Source organism: Pseudomonas sp. JBR1 (assembly GCF_028198185.1).
Taxonomy (GTDB): domain Bacteria; phylum Pseudomonadota; class Gammaproteobacteria; order Pseudomonadales; family Pseudomonadaceae; genus Chryseomonas; species Chryseomonas oryzihabitans_E.
The window spans coordinates 2,575,060-2,595,146 of sequence record NZ_CP116340.1; the positions used below are offsets into that span (position 1 = coordinate 2,575,060).

A 20,087-nucleotide genomic window follows, 5' to 3' on the forward strand; every position below is an offset into this window, starting at 1 on the left:
TCAAGATTCGCGACCTTAATTTAGCTCTGTACTCGCTACAGAGTTCGCTCTGTACCCAATACAGTCTTTTTCGAAGGAGCTCCACGGTGGCTAACTCCCCCTCCGCCAAAAAACGCGCCAAACAGGCTGAGAAGCGTCGCAGCCACAATGCGAGCCTGCGCTCCATGGTGCGCACCTACATCAAGAACGTCGTCAAGGCGATCGACGCCAAGGACCTGGAAAAAGCCAAGTCCGCTTATGTTGCTGCCGTTCCGGTCATCGACCGCATGGCCGACAAGGGCATCATCGACAAGAACAAGGCCGCTCGTCACAAGAGCCGCCTGAACGCCCACATCAAGGCCCTGGCTACCCCAGCCGCTGCCTGATAGGCGTTCGAATAAAAAACCGGCCTAGGCCGGTTTTTTATTGCCTGCGATTCGTCAAACCTGACACCTCCGGGGAGGCGCCAGGACCTTCAAGCCTCAGACCAGGACCAGATTATCCCTGTGGATCAGCTCGGGCTCATAGACATAGCCCAGCTCGACGACGATGGCATCCGAAGGCCGACCCAGGATGCGCCGTGCTTCGGTCGCACTGTAGTTGACCAGACCGCGCGCCACTTCGCGCCCGTCCGGGCCGACGCAGGCGACCATCTCGCCACGACGGAAACTGCCTTCCAGCTCTTGCACGCCTACGGGCAGCAGACTGCGATGCCCGCCCACCAGCGCCTGAACCGCACCCGCATCCAGGCGCAGGGTGCCACGTACCTGCAGGTGGCCAGCCAGCCACTGCTTGCGCGCCGCTACCAAGCCGCGCTCGGGCGACAGCAGCGTTCCCAGCTGCTCGCCCTGCTGCAGGCGACTGAGCACCTGCTGGATACGCCCGCCGACGATAACGGTATAGGCACCGGAACGCGCCGCCAGACGGGCAGCGCGCAGCTTGGTCTGCATGCCGCCACGACCCAGGGCACCCCCGGTACCGCCGGCAACCAGATCCAGGGCAGGATCGTCGGCCCGCGCCTCGCTGATGAGACTGGCGTCAGGGTTGTTGCGCGGATCGGCGTCGAACATGCCATCGCGATCGGTGAGGATAACCAGTAGATCGGCCTCGACCAGATTGGCCACCAGCGCGGCCAGGGTATCGTTGTCGCCGAAGCGGATCTCGTCGGTGACGACGGTATCGTTCTCGTTGATCACCGGCACCACGCCCAGGCTCACCAGGGTGCGCAGGGTGCTGCGGGCATTGAGATAGCGCTTGCGATCGGACAGGTCGTCATGGGTCAGCAGGATCTGCGCGGTCTGCACCTGGTGCTCGGCAAAGCTGGATTCCCAGGCCTGCACCAGCCCCATCTGCCCCACCGCCGCCGCCGCCTGCAACTCATTGATGGCAGTTGGGCGCTGCGCCCAGCCGAGTCGACTCATGCCGGCCGCCACCGCACCAGAGGACACCAGCACCAGCTCGATACCCGCCTGGTGCAGGGCCACCATCTGCTCGACCCAACCGGCCATGGCCCCACCATCCAGACAACGACCGTCGTCGGTCAGCAGGGCACTGCCGATCTTCACTACCCAGCGCTGGGCGCCAGACACCTGATCACGCATGGGCAAGCTCCTTTCTTACCGTACGTAGAAGATTTCCGGACCGTCACCGTCGTCTTCGTCATCGAAGTCGTCATCGGCATCGTCCACCGCCTTGACGCCGGAGCGTCGCAGGGCACGCTGATCATCCAGCGCTTGCAACCGCGAGCGCGCCTCGTCCTCGATCCGCTGATCGAGCTCCTGCAGCGCCTCGGCATAGGCCGGATCCTCGGCGATGCGCAGGGAGCGCTCGTCCAGGTACTGCATGATCGCCTGGCAAAGCTTCTCGGTCCCCTCACGCTCCAGCGCGGAGATGACGAATACCGGCCCCTTCCAGTCCAGGTGCTCGACGACCGCCTGCAGGCGCTCCTCGCGCTCGTCGTCGAGCAGCTGATCGGCTTTGTTCAACACCAGCCAGCGATCGCGTTCGCCCAGCGCCGGACTGAACTTGGTCAGCTCGTTGATGATGGTCTCGGCGGCTTCAGCCGGATCGCTTTCATCTAGCGGCGCCATGTCGACGAGATGCAGCAGCAGCCGGGTCCGCGCCAGGTGCTTGAGGAAGCGGATCCCCAGACCGGCGCCCTCGGAGGCCCCCTCGATCAACCCCGGAATGTCGGCAACCACGAAACTCTTGAAACGACCCACGCTGACCACACCCAGATTCGGCACCAGGGTGGTGAAGGGATAGTCCGCCACCTTGGGCTTGGCGGCCGACACCGCACGAATGAAGGTGCTCTTGCCGGCATTGGGCAGGCCGAGCAGACCGATGTCCGCCAGCACCTTGAGCTCCAGCTTGAGATCGCGCTCTTCGCCAGGCTTGCCCGGCGTGGTCTGCCGTGGCGCACGGTTGGTACTGGACTTGAACCGGGTATTACCCAGACCGTGCCAGCCACCCTGGACCACGCGGATGCGCTGGCCGGGCTGAGTCAGGTCGCCAATGATTTCCTGGGTGGCTGCATCGATCACCGTGGTACCGACGGGCACCGGCAGCACCAGGTCTTCACCCTTGGCACCGGTGCACTCGGTGCTGCCGCCCTTCTCACCGTTCTGCGCGGTGAAACGGCGGGTATAACGGTAGTCGACCAGGGTGTTGAGGTTGATGTCGGCTTCGAGCCAGATCGACCCGCCGTCGCCACCGTCACCGCCATTGGGGCCACCCTTCTCGATGAATTTCTCCCGGCGGAAACTCATCATGCCGTTGCCGCCGTCACCCGCTTTTACGTGTATGGATACTTCATCGACGAATTTCATCTGGACCTCCCGCGCTCGCGGGCCGCTGCAAACAAGGAACTAGTGTGGTGTTTCAGAAGTTCGCGCAAGAATTGGCGAGTGATTTTTTGACCTGGGCTAGGCGCCGCGACGAGTCATAGCAGGGCTATGGCGAGGAGTGGCAACAACACCCAGGCCGAAAAAGCGCCGCCAAAATTGTGCAGGTAATTTCTGAAACACCACACTAGCTTAACTACAAACGAAAAAGCCCCGTCGGGTAGACAGGGCTTTTCTTTCGTCACGAGCCTTAGGCGGCGGCGACGATGCTCACGTAACGACGACCAAAGGCGCCCTTCACGTCGAACTTGATCACGCCGTCCACTTTCGCGAACAGGGTGTGATCCTTGCCGAGGCCCACGCCGTAACCAGCATGGAACTGGGTGCCGCGCTGACGCACGATGATGTTGCCGGCCTTGACGACCTGGCCGCCGTACAGCTTCACGCCAAGGCGTTTGCTTTCGGAATCGCGACCGTTACGAGTAGAACCACCCGCTTTTTTGTGTGCCATGAGTCAATTCTCCGGTAAAGGCGAGATCAGGCCTGAATGCCAGTGATCTTGATTTCAGTGAACCACTGACGGTGGCCCTGACGCTTCATGTGGTGCTTACGACGACGGAATTTGATGATGGTGACCTTGTCGTGACGGCCCTGGGCAGTCACTTCGGCGGTCACTTTGGCACCATCAACGACCGGCAGACCGATCTTGACGTCGTCACCGTTGCCAACCAGCAGAACCTGGTCGAAGGTGACGGTTTCACCGGTGGCGATGTCGAGCTTCTCGACCTTCAGGTATTCGCCTTCGGCGACCTTGTATTGCTTGCCACCAGTAACGATAACTGCGTAGGACATGGTAAATCTCCGTTAAACCTGCTCACCCGGTGCTTTATAAGAGGAATCGTCGACCGGCATGGCTGCACGGGACCGGAAGGAGCGCCGCGCAATTGCGTAAGACAGGGGGTTAACCCTAGGAATGTTCAGGGCCCGCGATTCTACGCAAGCAATGACCAAGAGGCAAGAGCCGCCAGGCCGTGCCTTGACACGCCCCCACCCCACCCCTAGCATGCCGCGCAACCTCGTTCAGCGGCCATGCCGGGTCGGTGCCCATCCGAATCGGCAGGAGCGGCGAGCCGCGGGAGCGCGATGGCATTCCCTGGGATGGCACTTTGGCCGGTCCCTAGGGCATAGTCTGGCGGTCATGCGCCATCCGGCCGCCTGAATATTGCCCGGACCTCCAGTGGACACCTCTCAATGACGCAGCAATCCCAGTCCTTCTATCGCGTGGTGACGGACGATTTCGCCGCCGTAGACGGCATCATCCGCCAGCAGCTGACCTCGCGCGTGCCGCTGGTCGAGAAGATTGGCGACTACATCGTCTCCGCTGGCGGCAAACGCCTGCGTCCGCTCCTGGTGCTGCTGGCCGGCAAGGCGCTGGGGCGCGCCGATCATGACCTCCAGCTGCTGGCGGCCACCATCGAATTCCTGCACACCTCCACCCTGCTGCACGACGATGTCGTCGATGCCTCGGGGATGCGCCGCGGCCGCTCCACCGCCAATGCCCTCTGGGGCAACGCCCCCAGCGTCCTGGTCGGCGACTTTCTCTATGCCCGCTCCTTCGAGATGATGGTGGCGCTGGGCTCCATGGAGGTGATGCGCATCATTTCCCAGGCGACCCGCGTCATCGCCGAAGGCGAGGTGCTGCAGCTGTCGAAGATCCGCGACGCCAGCACCACTGAAGAAATCTACATGGAGGTCATTCGCGGCAAGACCGCCATGCTCTTCGAAGCCTCCACCCACAGCGCAGCGATCCTGGCCGGCGCGAGCGCGGAACAGGCCGAAGCCCTACGCCGTTATGGCGATCACCTGGGCGTGGCCTTCCAGCTGGTAGATGACCTGCTCGACTACCAGGGTGATGCCGTGGCCCTGGGCAAGAACGTGGGCGACGACCTGGCCGAGGGCAAACCGACCCTACCGCTGATCGTGACCATGCGCGAAGGCAATGCCGAACAGGCTGCCTTGGTGCGCCAGGCGATTCGCCAGGGCGGCAGCCAGGACCTGGAAAGCGTGCGCGCCGCCGTCGAAGCCGCTGGCGCTCTGGACTATACCGCTCGCAAGGCGCAGGAATTCGCCGAGCGTGCCATTGCCTGCCTGGACGCCCTCCCCGCCAGCCCCTACCGCGACGCCCTGGCCGACCTGGGTCGTTTTTCGGTGGCCCGCACCCACTGAGGTTCGTCACCGACAGAGCAAGCCCGCCGTCGTCAGACTGCGGGCTTTTTCATGTCAGACCAAAAAAGGCAAGCAATGGCTTGCTATTTATTGAATAAGAATTATTCTCATAAATAGCCCTCAGGAGCCCTTGCCATGACCTATCTCATCGACGCCTGGCTGGACCGGCCTCAGCCCTATCTACGCATTCTCAATCGGGAAACCGGCAAAGTCTGCGCGGAGCTGGACGAAACCGCCTTGGAAGAACTCAAGGATCTCGGCGAACTGGATCTGCACAGCCTTACCTCCAGCGAACCGCGGGTGGTGAAGGAGCAGATCCGCCAGGTCTTCCTGTTCAGCTACGCCCTGGCGCTGCGCCCGGAAAACGACGGGCTGCGCCTGGACTGCTGAAAATCTAGAGGACGTCGAGAAGCTCGACGTCGAACACCAGCACGCTATGTGGCGGGATACCGCCGACGCCCTGGGTGCCATAGGCCAGCTCGCTGGGCACATGCAGGCGCCACTTGCTGCCAGCCGGCATCAGCTGCAGGGCTTCGGTCCAACCGGCGATCACGCCACCGACCGGAAACTCGGCTGGCTGGCCGCGCTGGTAGGAGCTGTCGAACACGCTGCCGTCGATGAGGGTGCCGTGGTAGTGGGTACGCACCTGGTCTTCACGGGTAGGCGTGGCGCCCTCGCCCTGGGTGAGCACCTCGTACTGCAGACCGGACGGCAGCACCACGACACCGGGGCGCTCGGCGTTGGCCTTCAGGTAGTCGACGCCTTCCTGGGCCGCGGCCGCTGCCTTGGCTTGGGCTTCCGCCTGCATACGCTCGCGAATGACGCGGAAGCTGGCGTTCAGCGCCTCTACATCCACCCGGGAGTCCTGGCCGTCGAAGGCCTCGTTGAGACCGGCGAGCACGGCCGCCAGCTGCATGCCGGGGACCGGATTCTGACGCAGCTGATCGCCCAGCTGGCGGCCGATGCCATAGCTGACGCGGGCTTCGTCGGTATCGAGCAGGATGTCGTTCATAGCAGTTTTCCATCATGAAAAAGGAGCCGAGCCTAGCACATCAGCGGCTCGGCTCGCCGCCGCCCTGGGTGCCGCGCTGCCGTCGACAGCGCTCGGAGCAATAGCGCACCTCGGCCCAGTTACGCTCCCACTTCTTGCGCCAGGTGAAGGGGCGCTGGCAGACCGGACAGAACTTGGTGGGCAGATCGCCCTTCTTCATAGGGATTCCCCTGCGTCGAGACGCACCAGCAAGTCATCGGCTGACCGCCTCAGTGCCTACCGTCGCTGCAGTGCCGGGCGGCGCCCTCGCTCAAGAAGCGTTCCGGTAATTCAACGGGATCTTCAGCGGCTCGGCCGAACGTGGCGCCATACCGACCATCTCGTCGTAGGCGCTGTGCTGGATGAGAAAGCACGGCAGCGCCGGCAGATCAGCCAGCAGGCGTCGCGCCTGGGCGGCCGAGCCCAGGCGATAGAAGTGGCCATCACGCCCGGTCAGCCGTGTACGACCGGCCTGGGTGTGCACTTCGAGTACATAGAAGCCGCCCTCGATGGACAACAGATTGAGTTCACGAACCTCACCGGCCTGGGCGCGCTGGGTCAATTCCGGCAATTGCATGGAAACCTCCGGGTCGAGATCGGCAACCGGGATGGTGCCGAACGGCTGCTGTGAGCATTCGACAACCTAGGACAGGCAAGCGCAGCGGCGCAATCCACAAAGCGTAAGCGGAGATGCCCGGAACGGACGAGCGGCTGCCCTACCCTAGTGCTTGGTCAGACGATCCAGGTAGCCCATGGCAAAGGCCGACACCACGAACACCAGATGGATGATCACGTACCACTTGAGGTATTCGGGATTGGTGTTCTGAGCGTCCATGAAGATGCGCAGGAGATGGATCGAGGAGATGGCGACGATGGAGGCGGCCACCTTGTTCTTGAGCGAACCCGAATCCATCTTGCCCAGCCAGCTGAGCTTTTCCGAACCTTCGTCGATATCCAGCTGGGACACGAAGTTCTCATAGCCGGAGATCATCACCATGACCAGCAGACCACCCACCAACGCCATGTCGATGAGCGACAGCACCAGCAGGATCAGCTCGGCCTCGGTGGACTCGAAGATATGCGGCAGGACGTGGAAGACTTCCTGAAAGAACTTCAGCGCCAACAGGACCAGCGCCAAGGACAGCCCCAGATAGATGGGAGCCAGCAGCCAGCGGGAGGCGTAAAGGGCTTTTTCGATCAAACGTTCCATGCAGACTCGCTCGGATTACCAGGGCCGGGCGAGTATACCGGGGCGTTGCAGGCGGACCAATGCGGCAGGTTGTACCTGACTCAGGCGTCGGGGCCGACCTGAAAACGCACCTGCTGATGGGCGCGCTCGCCGTTCATCTTGCGCAGCTCGCTTTGCATGTGCAGGCGCCAGATCTGGGTCTCTTCGACCTGGATGTAGCCCTGCTCGACCAGATTCTCGGCAATGGCGGTCATGACGCCTTCAGCGGCCTTGGGACCATGGAAGGGGCCCTGCGCCTTGATGGCGGTAGGCTGCTGACCGTTGAGGCCAGCGGCGCACAGCAGGGTCCAAAGGCCCTGCTCCTGACCGAGCGGCTTGATTTCGCATTCGATACGGGTGACGAGGCCCAGGCAGGGGCGGATCAGGGTAATGGTGCGGGACATGGCGTCATCCTCTCGAAGCGCTCGATGCTCGCCGGTCCTAGGGCCAGAGGTATCCACAGAGGCTGTGGACAACCCTGTTGGTCAACAGGGGGCAAGCGGGTCTGGGCGCCGTGCTACTTGGGCTACGACGCCTTGTACAAAATCCGACCCGCCCCCTGGACCTCAGTTCTCCTCCGCTTCGTTGTTTTTCCCTTTTGCCTGGGAGTTATCACTGAGTTTGTCGGCCAGTTCATCTTCCAGCTCGAGCTCGGCGATTTCCTTGAGACGCTGCACCACACGGGCATTCACGCTGCCATCGGGGAAGCGGCCCTTGGCATCGGGCGCACCGGCAGGCTCACCCACCAGCAGCGACAGGGCCTCGTCCGCCTGACGTACGGCATAGACATGGAACAGCCCCTCGCGGACCGCTTCCAGCACCGTTTCGTCGAGCATCAGATTGGTCACGTTGGCGCGTGGGATGATCACGCCCTGCTCGCCGGTCAGGCCACGGGCCTTGCAGAGGCGGAAGAAGCCTTCGATCTTCTCGTTCACACCACCGACTGGCTGCACTTCCCCGAACTGGTTGATGGAGCCGGTGATGGCGAAGCACTGCTTGAGCGGTGTGCGCGACAGCGCGGAGATCAGGGTGCAGGCCTCGCCAAGGGAGGCACTGTCGCCATCGACATAGCCATAGGACTGCTCCAGGGCGATGCTGGCCGAGATCGACAGCGGAAATTCCTGGGCATAGCGACTCCCCAGGTAACCGGTCAGGATCATCACGCCCTTGGAGTGGATGGGCTGGCCCAGGCTGACCTCGCGCTCAATGTCGAGAATGCCGCTGGCGCCCGGGTAGACGGTGGCGGAGATGCGCGCCGGCATGCCAAAGGCGGAGTCGGCCACTTCCAGCACCGTCAGACCGTTGCACTTGCCCACCGCGGCGCCCTGGGTGTCAATGAGGATAAGCCCGGTGAGCATGTCGTCCAGCACCCGGGCGCAGACGCGTCCGGTGCGGGTTTCCTTGGCCTTGAGGGCGCGCTCCACATGGCCCTTGTCGGTGCGCTCGTCACCGGCCAGATGGCGGATGAAATCGGCTTCGCTGACCAGCTGGAAGAGATCGCCAATGCGCGCCGACAGCCGCCCCTGGTGTTCGGCCAGCCGGGCGCTGTAGGTGGCCAGACGCGCCACCGCGGCCGAAGTCAGAGGCGCCATGCCCTCTTCCGAGGTGCGCGTCTTGAGCAACTGGGCGAACTGCTCCAGGCTCTCGTCGCGCAGCGGCAGCTCTTCATCGAAGTCCACCAGCACCCGGAACATCTCCTGGAAGTCCGAATCCAGCTCTTGCAGGGTGTAGTAGATGTTGCGCGAGCCGATGATGATGACCTTGAGCTGCAGCGGAATCTGCTGCGGCGCCAGGCTCATGGCGGTGAGTCGCCCCAGCTCGGCCAGCGGCGACTCCATCTTCAGCTGGCGTGAATGCAGGGCACGCTTGAGCGCGTCCCAGACGAAGGGCTCGGTCAGCAGCTTGTCCGCCTCGACGATCAGGAAACCGCCATTGGCGCGATGCAACGCACCCGGGCGCAGCTGGCGATAGTTGGTGTAGAGCGCCCCCTGGTCGGACTGGTATTCGATGCGGCCGAAGAGGTTGTCGTAGGTCGGATGGGGCTCGAACACCACCGGGGCGCCCCCGGTGACATGGTGGCCGATGATGAGATTGGGCTCGTACTGCTCGCGCAGTTCCTTGCGCCGCTGCATGTCGGGCTTGGCGTCGTCGGCCAGCTGCTCGACCACCGTCTTGAGCAGATCCACCTGCATGGCCTGCAGATAGGCACAGACGCCGGGGTTGTCGTTGTACTTCTCCGACAGCGGCGCCAGGAGCGGCTGCAGGGCCTGGATGATGGTGTCCTCGTTCAGCGCCCGCAGCTGGTTGCTCGACTCGCGCCGCCATTGCGGCAGGCTGGACAGCTCTTCGTTGAGACGTTCTTCGAGACTGGAGATATCGGCGTGAAAGCGTTCGCGCTCGGCCTCGGGCAGCTGGGCGAATTCGGCTTCATCCAGCGCCTTGCCCTCCTTCATCGGCGTGAAGGCGACATTGTTGGCATCGCGATAGAGGGCGATCTCCTTTTCCAGCGCGAGCTTTTCCACCACGTCCAGGGCCTGGTCGTAGCGCTGATTGAACGCGCGCTCGATGGCGTTCTTCTTCTGTTGGAATGCCGGATGCTCGAACACCGCCGGAAAGGTGGCCAGCAGGTTGTCGATGAACTGCGCCATGTCGGCCACGAAGGCCTCGCCTTCACCAGGTGGCAGTTCCAGGGCGCCGGGAGCGCGCGGCTCTTCGAAATGATTCAGGTACACCCAGTCGTTCGGCGTGGGCTGGCGTTTGGCTTCGGCCTTGAGGTAGCGCTGAACGAAGGAGAAGCGGCCGGTGCCCGGCTCGCCCATGACGAAGACGTTGTAGCCGGGCCGGGGCATGGCCACCCCGAACTGCAGCGCCTCTACCGCACGCTCCTGGCCCAGGATGCCGCGGAAGGGTTCGAGCTGATCGGTATCGGCGAAGGAGAATTGTTCGGGAGCGAAAGGGCGGGTCAGCTCATCGGGAGCGAGCCGGAGACCGGCCGCGACGGGATCGTGCATCGTAAGTCCTTGTCAGGCATGCAGGCAGTGTCCGCATTCTGCGACCGGGATGACAACCGAGGCAAGGCAAGTAGCGCGCCGCGGTCGCTTTCGGCAGCGCGTCTCGAACACACGACTGCAACGTCCGTCGGTATTTTTCAGTGGCAGCGTTTTTTGACGAATTTCTCACCAGCCGCCAACTAAGCTCTGTTCATGGGGATCAGTCGTAGGATCCCGTGAGGAGGCCCGATGGCTGTCTCTCGTCGTTTCATACCGTTGTTCGCCCTGCTGTCCGCGCTCGCGGCCTGTACCAGCTATCACGACCAATTGATCGCCAAAGGCTATCCGCCGGCCTATGCCGACGGCTTCAGCGACGGCTGCCAGACCGGCAAGCAGGCGGTCAACGGCATAGGGTACGAGCACAAGGATGCGCGCCGCTTCGCCGCGGAGAAGCCCTATCAACAGGGCTGGGACGCAGGCTACGCACAGTGCGTGCAGGTGGCCCAGCGCGAAGAACAACAACGCTTCATGGACCAGGTTCGGGAAAACCGCGAAGGCGCCGAGCAACTGCACCTGCGCTCCAAAACACGTTGAGGTCACAGCCAACCTTGCAGCGTGGATAGGATGACCTATGCTGGCGGGCCCGCTTGTCGAGCCCTGCTGATGTCTGCCCGTTCGCCGCTGTTCGCCGTCGCCCTGCTGCTGGTCGCCATGACCTCCATCCAGACCAGTGCGAGTCTGGCCAAGACCCTGTTCCTGCGCCTCGACCCGGTCGGCGTTACCACCCTCCGCCTGATCTTCGCCGCCCTGGTGCTGCTGATCGTGTTGCGGCCCTGGCGCAACTTTCGTCGCGAGGCCCTGGGCAGCCTGCTGGGCTATGGTGTCGCCATGGGTGTGATGAACCTGACCATCTACATGGCCATGCAGCGGCTGCCGATCGGCATCGCCGTCGGCCTGGAATTCGTCGGCCCTCTGGTGGTGGCCTTGTGTGCGCTGCGCCGCTGGCTGGACCTGTTATGGATCGTCCTGGTGGTCGCCGGCCTGGCCGTGCTGTTGCCGTTCGGCCACAGCGCCTCGGCGTTGGACCCTCTGGGTACCGCCCTGGCCCTGGGCGCCGGTGCCTGCTGGGCCCTGTACATCGTGCTGGGCAAGCGCGCGGGCGCGGTCCATGGCACTGCCACGGTAGCCTTTGGCGCCACCATCGCCGCCCTGGTCATCCTGCCCATCGGCATCCTGCACAGCGGCAGCAACCTCTTGATACCGGAAATCTGGCCGTTGGCACTGGCCCTGGCGCTGATGTCCACGGCCATCCCCTACGCCCTGGAAATGGTCGTATTGACCCGCCTGCCCGCCTCTACCTTTGGCACCCTGATGAGTCTGGAGCCCGCGCTGGGCGCGCTCTCCGGCTGGGTATTCCTCGGCGAGATCCTCGGCGTCGCCCAGTGGTTCGCCCTCGCCTGCATCATCGTGGCATCGATCGGCGCCACCTGGAGCAGCCGCCTGACTCCGGAGCAAACGCCGCTCTAGGGACTCTATAACGAGGCGAACCCTCAAGCGGAGTGCCGACGATGATCTATCTGATAATGGGCGTTTCGGGTAGTGGCAAGACTACCCTGGGCGAACTCCTGGCCAGCCGGCTGGGCTGTCGTTTCGACGATGCCGACACCTTTCACAGCCAGGCCAACAAGGACAAGATGGCCAAAGGCATCGCCCTCACCGACGAGGATCGCTGGCCTTGGCTGGATGCCATCCACGATGCCATGCAGCAGGCGCGAGCCGAGGGCACCACCCGGGTGTTCGCCTGCTCGGCGTTGAAGAAGGTCTATCGCGATCGCCTGCTGAACGGTCTCGAAGGCGTGCGCCTGCTGTTTCTCAAGGGCTCCCCGGAGCTGCTCGCCGAGCGTATCGGCAGCCGCCGTGGGCACTTCTTCGATCCCAAGCTGTTGCAGAGCCAACTCGATACCCTGGAAGCACCCGACCACCTGGAGGCCCAGGTACTGGACGTACGCAAGCCGCCTGAGCAACTGGTGGACGAGGTGCTGGAGCACGACCGCAGCGCCTGAGCGCAGCGGTTACGGCGTCAGACCGCGACCGGTGCCTTGATGTGCGGATGGGCCTGGTAGCCTTCCAGCTCGAAATCCTCGAAGCGGAAGGCAAACAGGTCCTGGACCGCCGGATTGAGCTTCATGGTCGGCAGCGGCAGCGGTTCGCGGGTCAGCTGCAGATCGGTCTGCTCCAGGTGATTGGCATAGAGATGGCAATCACCTCCGGTCCAGATGAATTCGCCAGGCTGCAAACCGGTCACCTGGGCGACCATCAGGGTCAGGAGCGCATAGCTGGCGATGTTGAAGGGTACGCCGAGGAAAATGTCGGCGGATCTCTGATAGAGCTGGCAGCTCAGGCGGCCGTCGGCGACATAGAACTGGAACAGTGCATGGCACGGCGGCAACGCCATCTCGTCCACCAGCGCCGGGTTCCAGGCCGAGACGATCAGCCGGCGTGAATCGGGCTTGGCGCGGATCATGTCCACCACCCCGGCGATCTGGTCGATATGGCGACCATCCGGTGCCGGCCAGCTGCGCCACTGGTAGCCGTAGACCGGTCCCAGCTCACCGTTCTCGTCGGCCCATTCGTCCCAGATGGAGACGCCGTTGTCCTTCAGGTAGCGGATATTGGTCTCGCCCTGCAGGAACCACAGCAGCTCATGGATGATGGATCGCAGATGACATTTCTTGGTGGTGACCAGGGGAAAGCCCTCGGCCAGGTCGAATCTCATCTGGTAGCCGAAGACGCTGTAGGTCCCGGTGCCAGTGCGGTCGCTCTTGAAGGTGCCGTGTTCACGCACGTGGCGCATCAGGTCGAGGTACTGTTTCATGGCGGGAGCGCTACCTGGCAAAAGCCAAATGGTATCAAATCGCGCCCTGCGGGAGCGGTCGCGCTTGTCGCAGCCAGCAGCGGGGCACAAAAAAGCGGCCCGAAGGCCGCTTCTCGTCGCTTAGCTGTTAGCTGTTGGCCGGCGGCGCCGTGAGGGTCGCTGTCTCGCGTTCGCGCTGGGTGATCTCCGAGGCCGTGGCGTCCATGGCCTCCTGCAGCCCCTGCAGGCGCTTCTTCTCGGCACGCCGGGTGAAATACCAGGCGAAGAAGGTGAACAGCGAGACCGCCAGCAGGATTAGGCTGGCAATGGCATTGATCTCCGGCTTCACGCCCAGGCGCACCGCGGAGAACACCTCCATGGGCAGCGTAGTGGAGCCGGGACCGGACACGAAGCTCGCCAGCACCAGGTCGTCCAGCGACAGGGCGAAGGACATCATGCCACCCGCCGCCAGCGACGGCGCGATCATGGGAATGGTGATCAGCAGGAACACCTTCCAGGGGCGTGCGCCCAGGTCCATGGCCGCCTCTTCGATGGACAGGTCCAGTTCGCGTAGGCGCGAAGACACCACCACCGCCACATAGGAGGCACAGAAGCTGGTGTGGGCGATCCAGATGGTGGTCACGCCGCGGTCCTGCGGCCAGCCGATCAGCTGCGCCATGGAGACGAACAGCAGCAGCAGCGACAGACCGGTGATCACCTCGGGCATTACCAGCGGCGCCGTGACCATGCCGCCGAACACGGTGCGGCCACGGAAGCGTGGGATGCGGGTCAGCACGAAGGCCGCCAGGGTCCCGAGGATCACCGAGGAGATGGCCGTGTAGAAGGCGATTTCCAGGGAGCGGAACACCGCACTCATCAGCTGGGTGTTGTCCAACAGGCCGACATACCACTTCACCGACCAGCCACCCCAGACGGTCACCAGGCGTGACTCGTTGAAGGAGTAGATGACCAGGATGACCATCGGCAGGTAGATGAACAGCAGCCCGAGCACCAGCATCAGGTTGGTGAACTTGAGGCCTCTCATAGCTTGCCCTCCAGTTCCTTGGCTTGGTTCCTGTTGAACAGCACGATGGGCACGATCAGGATCAGCAGCATCACCACGGCCAGCGCCGAGGCCACCGGCCAGTCACGGTTGTTGAAGAACTCCTGCCAGAGCACGCGGCCGATCATCAGGGTCTCCGGGCCACCCAGCAGCTCGGGAATGACGAATTCTCCCACCGCCGGAATGAACACCAGCATGCAGCCGGCGATGATGCCATTCTTGGACAGCGGCACGGTGATCTTCCAGAAGCTGGTGAAACGGCTGGCTCCCAGGTCGCCAGCGGCTTCCAGCAGGGTCAGGTCGTGCTTCACTAGGTTGGCGAACAACGGCAGGATCATGAACGGCAGGTAGGAATAGACGATCCCCAGGTACACCGCGAAGTTGGTGTTGAGCATCTGCAGTGGACTGCTGATGATCCCCAGATTCATCAGGAAGCTGTTGATCAGGCCGTTGGTGGAGAGCAGGCCCATCCAGGCATAGACGCGGATGAGGATGGCGGTCCAGGTCGGCATCATGATCAGCAGCAGCAGCACCGTCTGCTTCTCGCGACTGGCGCGGGCGATGGAATAGGCCATGGGATAGCCGATCAGCAGGCAGATCAGGGTGCTGATACCGGCCATCTTCAGCGAGCCGAGATAGGCATCCAGATACAGCGGATCGTCGGCGAACATCATGTAGTTGCCGAAGTTGAGCGCGATATCCAGTTGCTGATCGGCGTAGCTGAACAGCTCGGTATAGGGAGGAATGGCCACGTCCGCTACCGAGAAGCTGATCTTGAGCACGATCAGGAAGGGCAGCAGGAAGAACAGGAACAGCCAGACGAAGGGCACGCCAATGGTCAGGCGGCGGCCATCCAGCAGGCGCTTGAGCAAGGGAGGTCTGGTCATGCTTGCAGTACCACGCCGCTGTCGTCTTCCCAGTACACCACCACGGCGTCATCCCAGGTGGGTCGCTTGCCGAGCCGCTCGGCGTTGGCGATGAAGCACTGCACGATGGGCCCGGTCCCCAGCTTGACGTGATAGACCGAGTGCCCGCCCAGGTAGGCGATGTCGTGCACGGTACCGCTGCACCAGTTGTAGTTGGGATGCTCGTGATCGGCCGGCAGGCTGGTGCCCATCAGCAGTTTCTCGGGACGCAGGGCGAAGGTGACCTGCTTTTCCTGGGCCCGGGTGCTGATGCCGTGACCGATGTAGATCGGCCGTTCCAGCTGCGGGCTGTGGATGATGGCGTGGTCGGCGCCATCGTCGGTCAGCTCGCCGTCGAAGATGTTGACGCTACCGATGAACTCGCAGACCAGCCGGCTCGCCGGGGTCTCGTAGATGTCCATGGGGCTGCCCACCTGGGCGATCCAACCCAGGTGCATGATGGCGATGCGCTCGGCCATGGTCATGGCCTCTTCCTGGTCGTGGGTCACCATGACGCAGGTCACGCCCACGCGCTCGATGATCTCCACCAGTTCCAGCTGCATCTGCGAACGCAGCTTCTTGTCCAGGGCGCCCATGGGTTCGTCGAGCAGCAAGAGCTTGGGCCGCTTGGCCAGGGAGCGTGCCAGGGCTACCCGCTGGCGTTGGCCACCGGAGAGCTGGTGCGGTTTGCGCTTGGCGTACTGGGTCATGTGCACCAGCTTGAGCATCTCGGCCACGCGTGCGTCGATCTCGGCCCTGGGCAGCTTGTCCTGCTTGAGACCAAAGGCGATGTTCTGCTCCACGCTCATGTGCGGGAACAGCGCATAGGACTGGAACATCATGTTGATCGGCCGCTCGTAGGGCGGCATGTCGGTGATGTCCACGCCATCGAGGAAGATGCGCCCTTCGCTGGGTCGCTCGAAGCCGGCCAGCATGCGCAGCAGGGTCGACTTGCCCGAGCCCGAGCCGCCGAGCAGAGCAAAGATCTCGCCCTTGTTGATGGTCAGGGAGACGTCGTCGACAGCGACGGTTTCGTCGAACTTCTTGGTGACCCGGTCGATCTTGACCAGGACTTCCTTGGCTTTCTTGTCGCCGGTGGCGGCTTTCTTGAAGGCACTGGTGGCGGTCGCCATGTACATCTCCCCAGGAAAATCGGGGACCGGCCTGGCCGGTCCGCTTAGCGTTGGTTATTTGCCGGACTTGACCCGCGTCCAGCTACGGGTTTCCAGGCGCAGGAGTTGCGGGGGCAGCTCCTTCATGACGTAAAGCTTGTCCATCACCGCTTGTGGCGGATAGACGGTCTCGTCCTGCCGCAATTCGGCATTCATCAACTCGCCTGCCTTGGGATTGGGGTTGGCATAGCCGACATAGTCACTGACCTTGGCAATCACCTCGGGCTGCAGCAGATAGTTGATGAAGGCATGGGCCTCCTTCACGTTCTTCGCATCCTTGGGGATGGCCAAGAGGTCGAACCAGAGGTTCGCACCCTCCTTGGGAATCGCGTAGCCGATGTTGACGCCCTTCTTCGCTTCCTCGGCACGCGAGCGCGCCTGAAAGACATCACCGGAATAACCGAAGGCCACACAGATGTTGCCGTTGGCCAGATCCGAGATGTACTTGGAGGAATGGAAATAGGTGATGTACGGCCGCACCTTGAGCAGCTGTGCCTCGGCCTTCTTGTAGTCGTCAGGGTTGGTGCTGTTGGGGTCGAGTCCCAGGTATTGCAGTACTGCCGGATAGACCTCATCGGGCGAATCCATGAAGGAGACACCGCACTTGCTCAGCTTCTTGAGGTTCTCGGGTTCGAACAGGATGGCCCAGGAATCCAGCTTGTCGGTTCCCAGCGCAGCCTTGACCTTGTCGACATTGTACCCGATGCCGTTGGTGCCCCACAGGTAGGGAACGCCGTATTGATTGCCCGGATCACTCTTTTCCAGTTGCTTGAGCAACGCCGGATCGAGGTTCTGCCAATTCGGCAGCTGGCTCTTGTCCAGCTTCTGGAAGGCGCCCGCCTTGATCTGCTTGGCCAGGAAGTTGCTCGAAGGCACCACCACGTCGTAGCCGGTATGGCCGGCCAGCAGCTTGCCTTCGAGGGTTTCGTTGGAATCGAAGACGTCATAGACCGGGGTGATACCGGTGGCCTTCTGGAAATCCTCGAGCGTGGTCTCGCCGACGTAATCGCTCCAGTTGTAGACGCGTACCGTCGGCTCGGCGACAGCAGTTCCCATGACGGTCAGGGTGGTCATGGCCAGCAGGGTTTTACGCAACGAAAGCACGGGCGGCTCCTTTCATGGTGGGCATCGGGGCGACACCCTTTCAGCGGTCCATACAGACGTACGGCACGCCGGAGCAACCCCGGCGTGCCGTCCTTTTATCCGCACATGGCGGCAGACATCACTTACCGGACTTGATGGTGGTCCAGGTGCGGGTCATCAGACGCTGGGTCTTGGCCGGAAGATCCGGGAAGGCGTACAGCTTGCTCATGGTTTCCTGGGTCGGGTAGATGCCCGGGTTGGTGCGGATCTCTTCGGCTACAAGCGGAGTCGCCTCTTTGTTGCCGTTGGGATACTGCACATAGTCGCTGACCGCAGCGATCACCTTGGGCTCCATCAGGTAGTTGATGAACTTGAGCGCGCCCTCGGGATTCTCGGCATCCTTGGGAATGGCCATGGTATCGAAGAAGGTACCAGCGCCTTCCTTGGGAATGTTGTAGGCCACGGTCACACCGTTCTTGGCATCGGCCGCGCGGGCCTTGGCCTGGGCGATGTCGCCGGAATAACCGACGGCCACGCAGACGTTGCCGTTGGCCAGGTCCGAGATGTACTTGGAGCTGTGGAAATAGGTGATGTACGGACGGACCTTGAGGAACAGCTCCTCGGCCGCCTTGATCTCCTTGGGATCCTGGCTATCCGGCTTGTAGCCGAGATAGTGCAGGCCGGCGGGAATGATCTCGGTGGGCGAATCCAGTACCGCCACGCCGCAGCCCTTGAGCTTGGAGAGGTTCTCCGGCTTGAAGATCAGGTCCCAGGAATCCACCGGCGCATTATCGCCCAGGGCCGCCTTGACCTTGGCCGGGTTGTAGCCGATGCCGATGGTGCCCCACAGGTAGGGGATGGCGTACTGGTTGCCCGGGTCGCTGACTTCCAGGGTCTTCATTAGCTGCGGATCGAGATTCTGATAGTTGGGCAGCTTGGATCGGTCCAGCGGCTGGTAGACGCCGGCCTTGATCTGCTTGGCCAGGAAGGAGTTGGACGGCACCACCACGTCGTAGCCGGAACGGCCGGCCAGCAGCTTGGCCTCGAGGGTTTCGTTGCTGTCGTAGACGTCATAGACCACCTTGATCCCCGACTCCTTCTCGAAGTTGGCGATGGTGTCTTCGGCAATGTAGTCGTTCCAGTTGTAGACGTGCAGGACCTTGGGGTCCGCCGAGGCGTTGCCGGCGAAGAGACCGGCCAGGCTCAGCGCTAGAAGAGTCTTGCCAAAAACATTCATGCGGTGGTGCTCCTCAAGTCATCGTTGGTCTTTTGATTCGGTGCGCGGCCAGCGCCCGCGCGCAGTCTGGCAAGGTCCGCCGCTAGGCTCAAGCCTTGCCGGCCATTAGCCACGTTGACGCAGCACCGCATGGGTCTGATCGAGACTCAGGCGCGCCAGGGTGACGAGCTCGTCGATGGACTCCGGCGTGATGACCAAGGGCGGGGCGATGATCATCGTATCGCCCACCGCACGCATGACCAGACCATTGCGGAAGCAATGCTCGCGGCAGAGCATCCCCGCCCCACCCTCGTACCTGGTTCGCGTCTTCTTGTCGCGCACCAGCTCCAGCGCCGCCACCATCCCGACGCCGCGGGTCTCGCCCACCAGCGGGTGGTCCGCCAGCTCCGCCCAGCGTTTCTGCAAATAGGGTGCCGTGGCGCTGCGAACCCGGTCGACGATGCCCTCGTCACGCAGGATGCGGATGTTTTCCAGGGCCACGGCAGCCGCCACCGGATGCCCTGAATAGGTAAAGCCGTGATAGAACTCGCCGCCCTCGTCCAGCACCTTGACCACCTCGTCGCGCACTACCACGCCACCCATGGGCACGTAGCCCGAGGTGAGACCCTTGGCGATGGGCATCAGGTCCGGGGCGTTGCCGTAATACTGGCTGCCGAACCATTCGCCGGTACGGCCGAAGCCGCAGATGACCTCGTCGGCGATGAAGAGGATGTCGTACTTATCCAGGATCTGGCGCACTCGCGGCCAGTAGCTTTCGGGCGGGACGATCACCCCGCCGGCACCCTGGATGGGCTCGGCGATAAAGGCGGCGACACGTTCTTCGCCGACCTCGAGGATCTTCCGCTCCAGCTGATCGGCCGCCCAGACGCCGAATTCCTCCGGACTCATCTCGCCGCCTTCACCGAACCAGTAGGGCTGCGGGATATGCACGATGTCGGGCAGCAGACCGCCCTGCTCGTGCATCGCCGCCATGCCGCCCAGGCTGGCGCCGGCCATGGTCGAGCCGTGGTAGCCATTCCAGCGGCCGATGACCACCCGCTTCTCCGGCTGGCCCTTGGTTGCCCAGTAATGGCGCACCAGACGCAGCACCGTATCGTTGGCCTCCGAGCCCGAACCGGTGAAGAACACGTGATTCATGCCTTCCGGTGCCAGCTCGGCGATGGCCTTGGCCAGCTCCAGCACCGGCGGGTGGGCGGTCTGGAAGAACAGATTGTAGTAGGGCAGCTCACGCATCTGGCGACTGGCCGCCTCGACCAGCTCTTCACGCCCGTAGCCGACGTTCACGCACCAGAGCCCGGCCATGCCGTCGAGGATGCGCTGACCCTCGCTGTCCCAGAGGTGCACGCCCTCGGCACGGGTAATGATGCGTGCGCCCTTCTCGTTGAGCTGGCGATAATCGGTGAAGGGCGCCAGCAGGTGCCGGCGACTCAGGTCCTGCCAATGGGCGGTGGTAAAGGTAGTCACGAAGCCTCTCCTT

General features: G+C 62.9%; 23 protein-coding genes. 6 read left to right on the plus strand and 17 right to left on the minus strand.

The genetic code is table 11. The features are described 5' to 3' along the window. Window positions 1-86: 86 nt before the first annotated feature. Window positions 87-365 (plus strand): 30S ribosomal protein S20, encoded by a 279-nt coding sequence (rpsT, locus tag PJ259_RS11920; RefSeq protein WP_059316107.1) that lies wholly within the window; start codon window positions 87-89, stop codon window positions 363-365. Between the two features lie 96 nt (window positions 366-461). On the opposite strand, the gene proB is transcribed toward rpsT, so the two are convergent. The 4 genes from proB to rplU form a co-directional block, all read right to left on the minus strand. Then, window positions 462-1,580 carry a glutamate 5-kinase gene (gene proB / locus PJ259_RS11925; RefSeq protein ID WP_271652963.1) on the minus strand — a complete coding sequence of 373 codons (1,119 nt, stop codon included), beginning with the start codon at window positions 1,578-1,580 and terminating at the stop codon, window positions 462-464. Window positions 1,581-1,595: 15 nt separating this feature from the next. Next, entirely contained in the window at window positions 1,596-2,807 is a 1,212-nt protein-coding gene (gene cgtA, locus PJ259_RS11930; protein ID WP_059316109.1) for an Obg family GTPase CgtA, read from the minus strand. Window positions 2,808-3,072: 265 nt separating this feature from the next. Further along, window positions 3,073-3,333 (minus strand): 50S ribosomal protein L27, encoded by a 261-nt coding sequence (rpmA, locus tag PJ259_RS11935; protein WP_059316110.1) that lies wholly within the window; start codon window positions 3,331-3,333, stop codon window positions 3,073-3,075. A 26-nt stretch (window positions 3,334-3,359) separates the two neighbouring features. Then, window positions 3,360-3,674: a 50S ribosomal protein L21 gene (gene rplU / locus PJ259_RS11940; protein WP_007160791.1), complete on the minus strand. Its 315-nt coding sequence runs from the start codon at window positions 3,672-3,674 to the stop codon at window positions 3,360-3,362. Window positions 3,675-4,073: 399 nt separating this feature from the next. Between rplU and PJ259_RS11945 the strand changes: the two genes are divergently transcribed. Next, window positions 4,074-5,048, plus strand: coding sequence for a polyprenyl synthetase family protein (locus PJ259_RS11945; protein ID WP_059316111.1), 975 nt, complete (start codon window positions 4,074-4,076; stop codon window positions 5,046-5,048). Window positions 5,049-5,183: 135 nt separating this feature from the next. Beyond that, window positions 5,184-5,438, plus strand: a complete 255-nt coding sequence (locus tag PJ259_RS11950; RefSeq protein ID WP_059316112.1) for a hypothetical protein — start codon at window positions 5,184-5,186, stop codon at window positions 5,436-5,438. Window positions 5,439-5,442: 4 nt separating this feature from the next. On the opposite strand, the gene PJ259_RS11955 is transcribed toward PJ259_RS11950, so the two are convergent. The 6 genes from PJ259_RS11955 to PJ259_RS11980 form a co-directional block, all read right to left on the minus strand. Further along, entirely contained in the window at window positions 5,443-6,060 is a 618-nt protein-coding gene (locus tag PJ259_RS11955) for an FKBP-type peptidyl-prolyl cis-trans isomerase (protein WP_271652964.1), read from the minus strand. A 40-nt stretch (window positions 6,061-6,100) separates the two neighbouring features. Next, window positions 6,101-6,259: a DUF2256 domain-containing protein gene (locus tag PJ259_RS11960; protein ID WP_271652965.1), complete on the minus strand. Its 159-nt coding sequence runs from the start codon at window positions 6,257-6,259 to the stop codon at window positions 6,101-6,103. Window positions 6,260-6,349: 90 nt separating this feature from the next. Further along, window positions 6,350-6,655: a DUF6482 family protein gene (locus tag PJ259_RS11965; RefSeq protein WP_271652966.1), complete on the minus strand. Its 306-nt coding sequence runs from the start codon at window positions 6,653-6,655 to the stop codon at window positions 6,350-6,352. Between the two features lie 144 nt (window positions 6,656-6,799). Continuing rightward, on the minus strand, window positions 6,800-7,288 hold the full coding sequence (locus PJ259_RS11970; protein WP_017640865.1) for a TIGR00645 family protein: 489 nt from the start codon (window positions 7,286-7,288) through the stop codon (window positions 6,800-6,802). 80 nt (window positions 7,289-7,368) lie between these two features. Continuing rightward, a complete protein-coding gene (locus PJ259_RS11975; RefSeq protein WP_007160783.1) occupies window positions 7,369-7,710 on the minus strand; it encodes a PA4575 family protein in 342 nt (113 codons plus the stop codon). 162 nt (window positions 7,711-7,872) lie between these two features. Then, entirely contained in the window at window positions 7,873-10,317 is a 2,445-nt protein-coding gene (locus PJ259_RS11980) for a Lon protease family protein (protein ID WP_059316114.1), read from the minus strand. Between the two features lie 228 nt (window positions 10,318-10,545). On the opposite strand from PJ259_RS11980, the gene PJ259_RS11985 reads away from it, so the two are divergent. The 3 genes from PJ259_RS11985 to PJ259_RS11995 all read left to right on the plus strand — a co-directional run bounded on the left by PJ259_RS11985 (window position 10,546) and on the right by PJ259_RS11995 (window position 12,359). Then, window positions 10,546-10,890: a hypothetical protein gene (locus tag PJ259_RS11985; protein WP_059316115.1), complete on the plus strand. Its 345-nt coding sequence runs from the start codon at window positions 10,546-10,548 to the stop codon at window positions 10,888-10,890. Between the two features lie 69 nt (window positions 10,891-10,959). Continuing rightward, complete coding sequence (locus tag PJ259_RS11990; RefSeq protein WP_059316116.1) at window positions 10,960-11,823, plus strand: EamA family transporter; 864 nt, start codon at window positions 10,960-10,962, stop codon at window positions 11,821-11,823. A 41-nt stretch (window positions 11,824-11,864) separates the two neighbouring features. Next, the gene (locus PJ259_RS11995; RefSeq protein WP_271652967.1) at window positions 11,865-12,359 is read left to right on the plus strand and encodes a gluconokinase; all 495 of its coding nucleotides are present in this window, start codon (window positions 11,865-11,867) and stop codon (window positions 12,357-12,359) included. 17 nt (window positions 12,360-12,376) lie between these two features. On the opposite strand, the gene PJ259_RS12000 is transcribed toward PJ259_RS11995, so the two are convergent. The 7 genes from PJ259_RS12000 to PJ259_RS12030 all read right to left on the minus strand — a co-directional run bounded on the left by PJ259_RS12000 (window position 12,377) and on the right by PJ259_RS12030 (window position 20,074). Beyond that, window positions 12,377-13,171: a thymidylate synthase gene (locus PJ259_RS12000; RefSeq protein ID WP_017640870.1), complete on the minus strand. Its 795-nt coding sequence runs from the start codon at window positions 13,169-13,171 to the stop codon at window positions 12,377-12,379. 127 nt (window positions 13,172-13,298) lie between these two features. Next, the gene (locus PJ259_RS12005; RefSeq protein WP_059316118.1) at window positions 13,299-14,195 is read right to left on the minus strand and encodes an ABC transporter permease subunit; all 897 of its coding nucleotides are present in this window, start codon (window positions 14,193-14,195) and stop codon (window positions 13,299-13,301) included. Further along, window positions 14,192-15,100, minus strand: a complete 909-nt coding sequence (locus tag PJ259_RS12010; protein WP_059316119.1) for an ABC transporter permease subunit — start codon at window positions 15,098-15,100, stop codon at window positions 14,192-14,194. The genes PJ259_RS12005 and PJ259_RS12010 overlap by 4 nt, the downstream gene beginning before the upstream one ends. Beyond that, window positions 15,097-16,251: a polyamine ABC transporter ATP-binding protein gene (gene potA / locus PJ259_RS12015; RefSeq protein WP_059316120.1), complete on the minus strand. Its 1,155-nt coding sequence runs from the start codon at window positions 16,249-16,251 to the stop codon at window positions 15,097-15,099. The genes PJ259_RS12010 and potA overlap by 4 nt, the downstream gene beginning before the upstream one ends. Before the next feature lie 54 nt (window positions 16,252-16,305). Next, window positions 16,306-17,364, minus strand: a complete 1,059-nt coding sequence (locus PJ259_RS12020) for a polyamine ABC transporter substrate-binding protein (RefSeq protein ID WP_169853377.1) — start codon at window positions 17,362-17,364, stop codon at window positions 16,306-16,308. Window positions 17,365-17,512: 148 nt separating this feature from the next. Beyond that, window positions 17,513-18,610, minus strand: a complete 1,098-nt coding sequence (locus PJ259_RS12025; protein ID WP_059316122.1) for a polyamine ABC transporter substrate-binding protein — start codon at window positions 18,608-18,610, stop codon at window positions 17,513-17,515. Between the two features lie 105 nt (window positions 18,611-18,715). Continuing rightward, window positions 18,716-20,074, minus strand: a complete 1,359-nt coding sequence (locus PJ259_RS12030; RefSeq protein WP_231355976.1) for an aspartate aminotransferase family protein — start codon at window positions 20,072-20,074, stop codon at window positions 18,716-18,718. Between the last annotated feature and the right edge of the window lie 13 nt (window positions 20,075-20,087).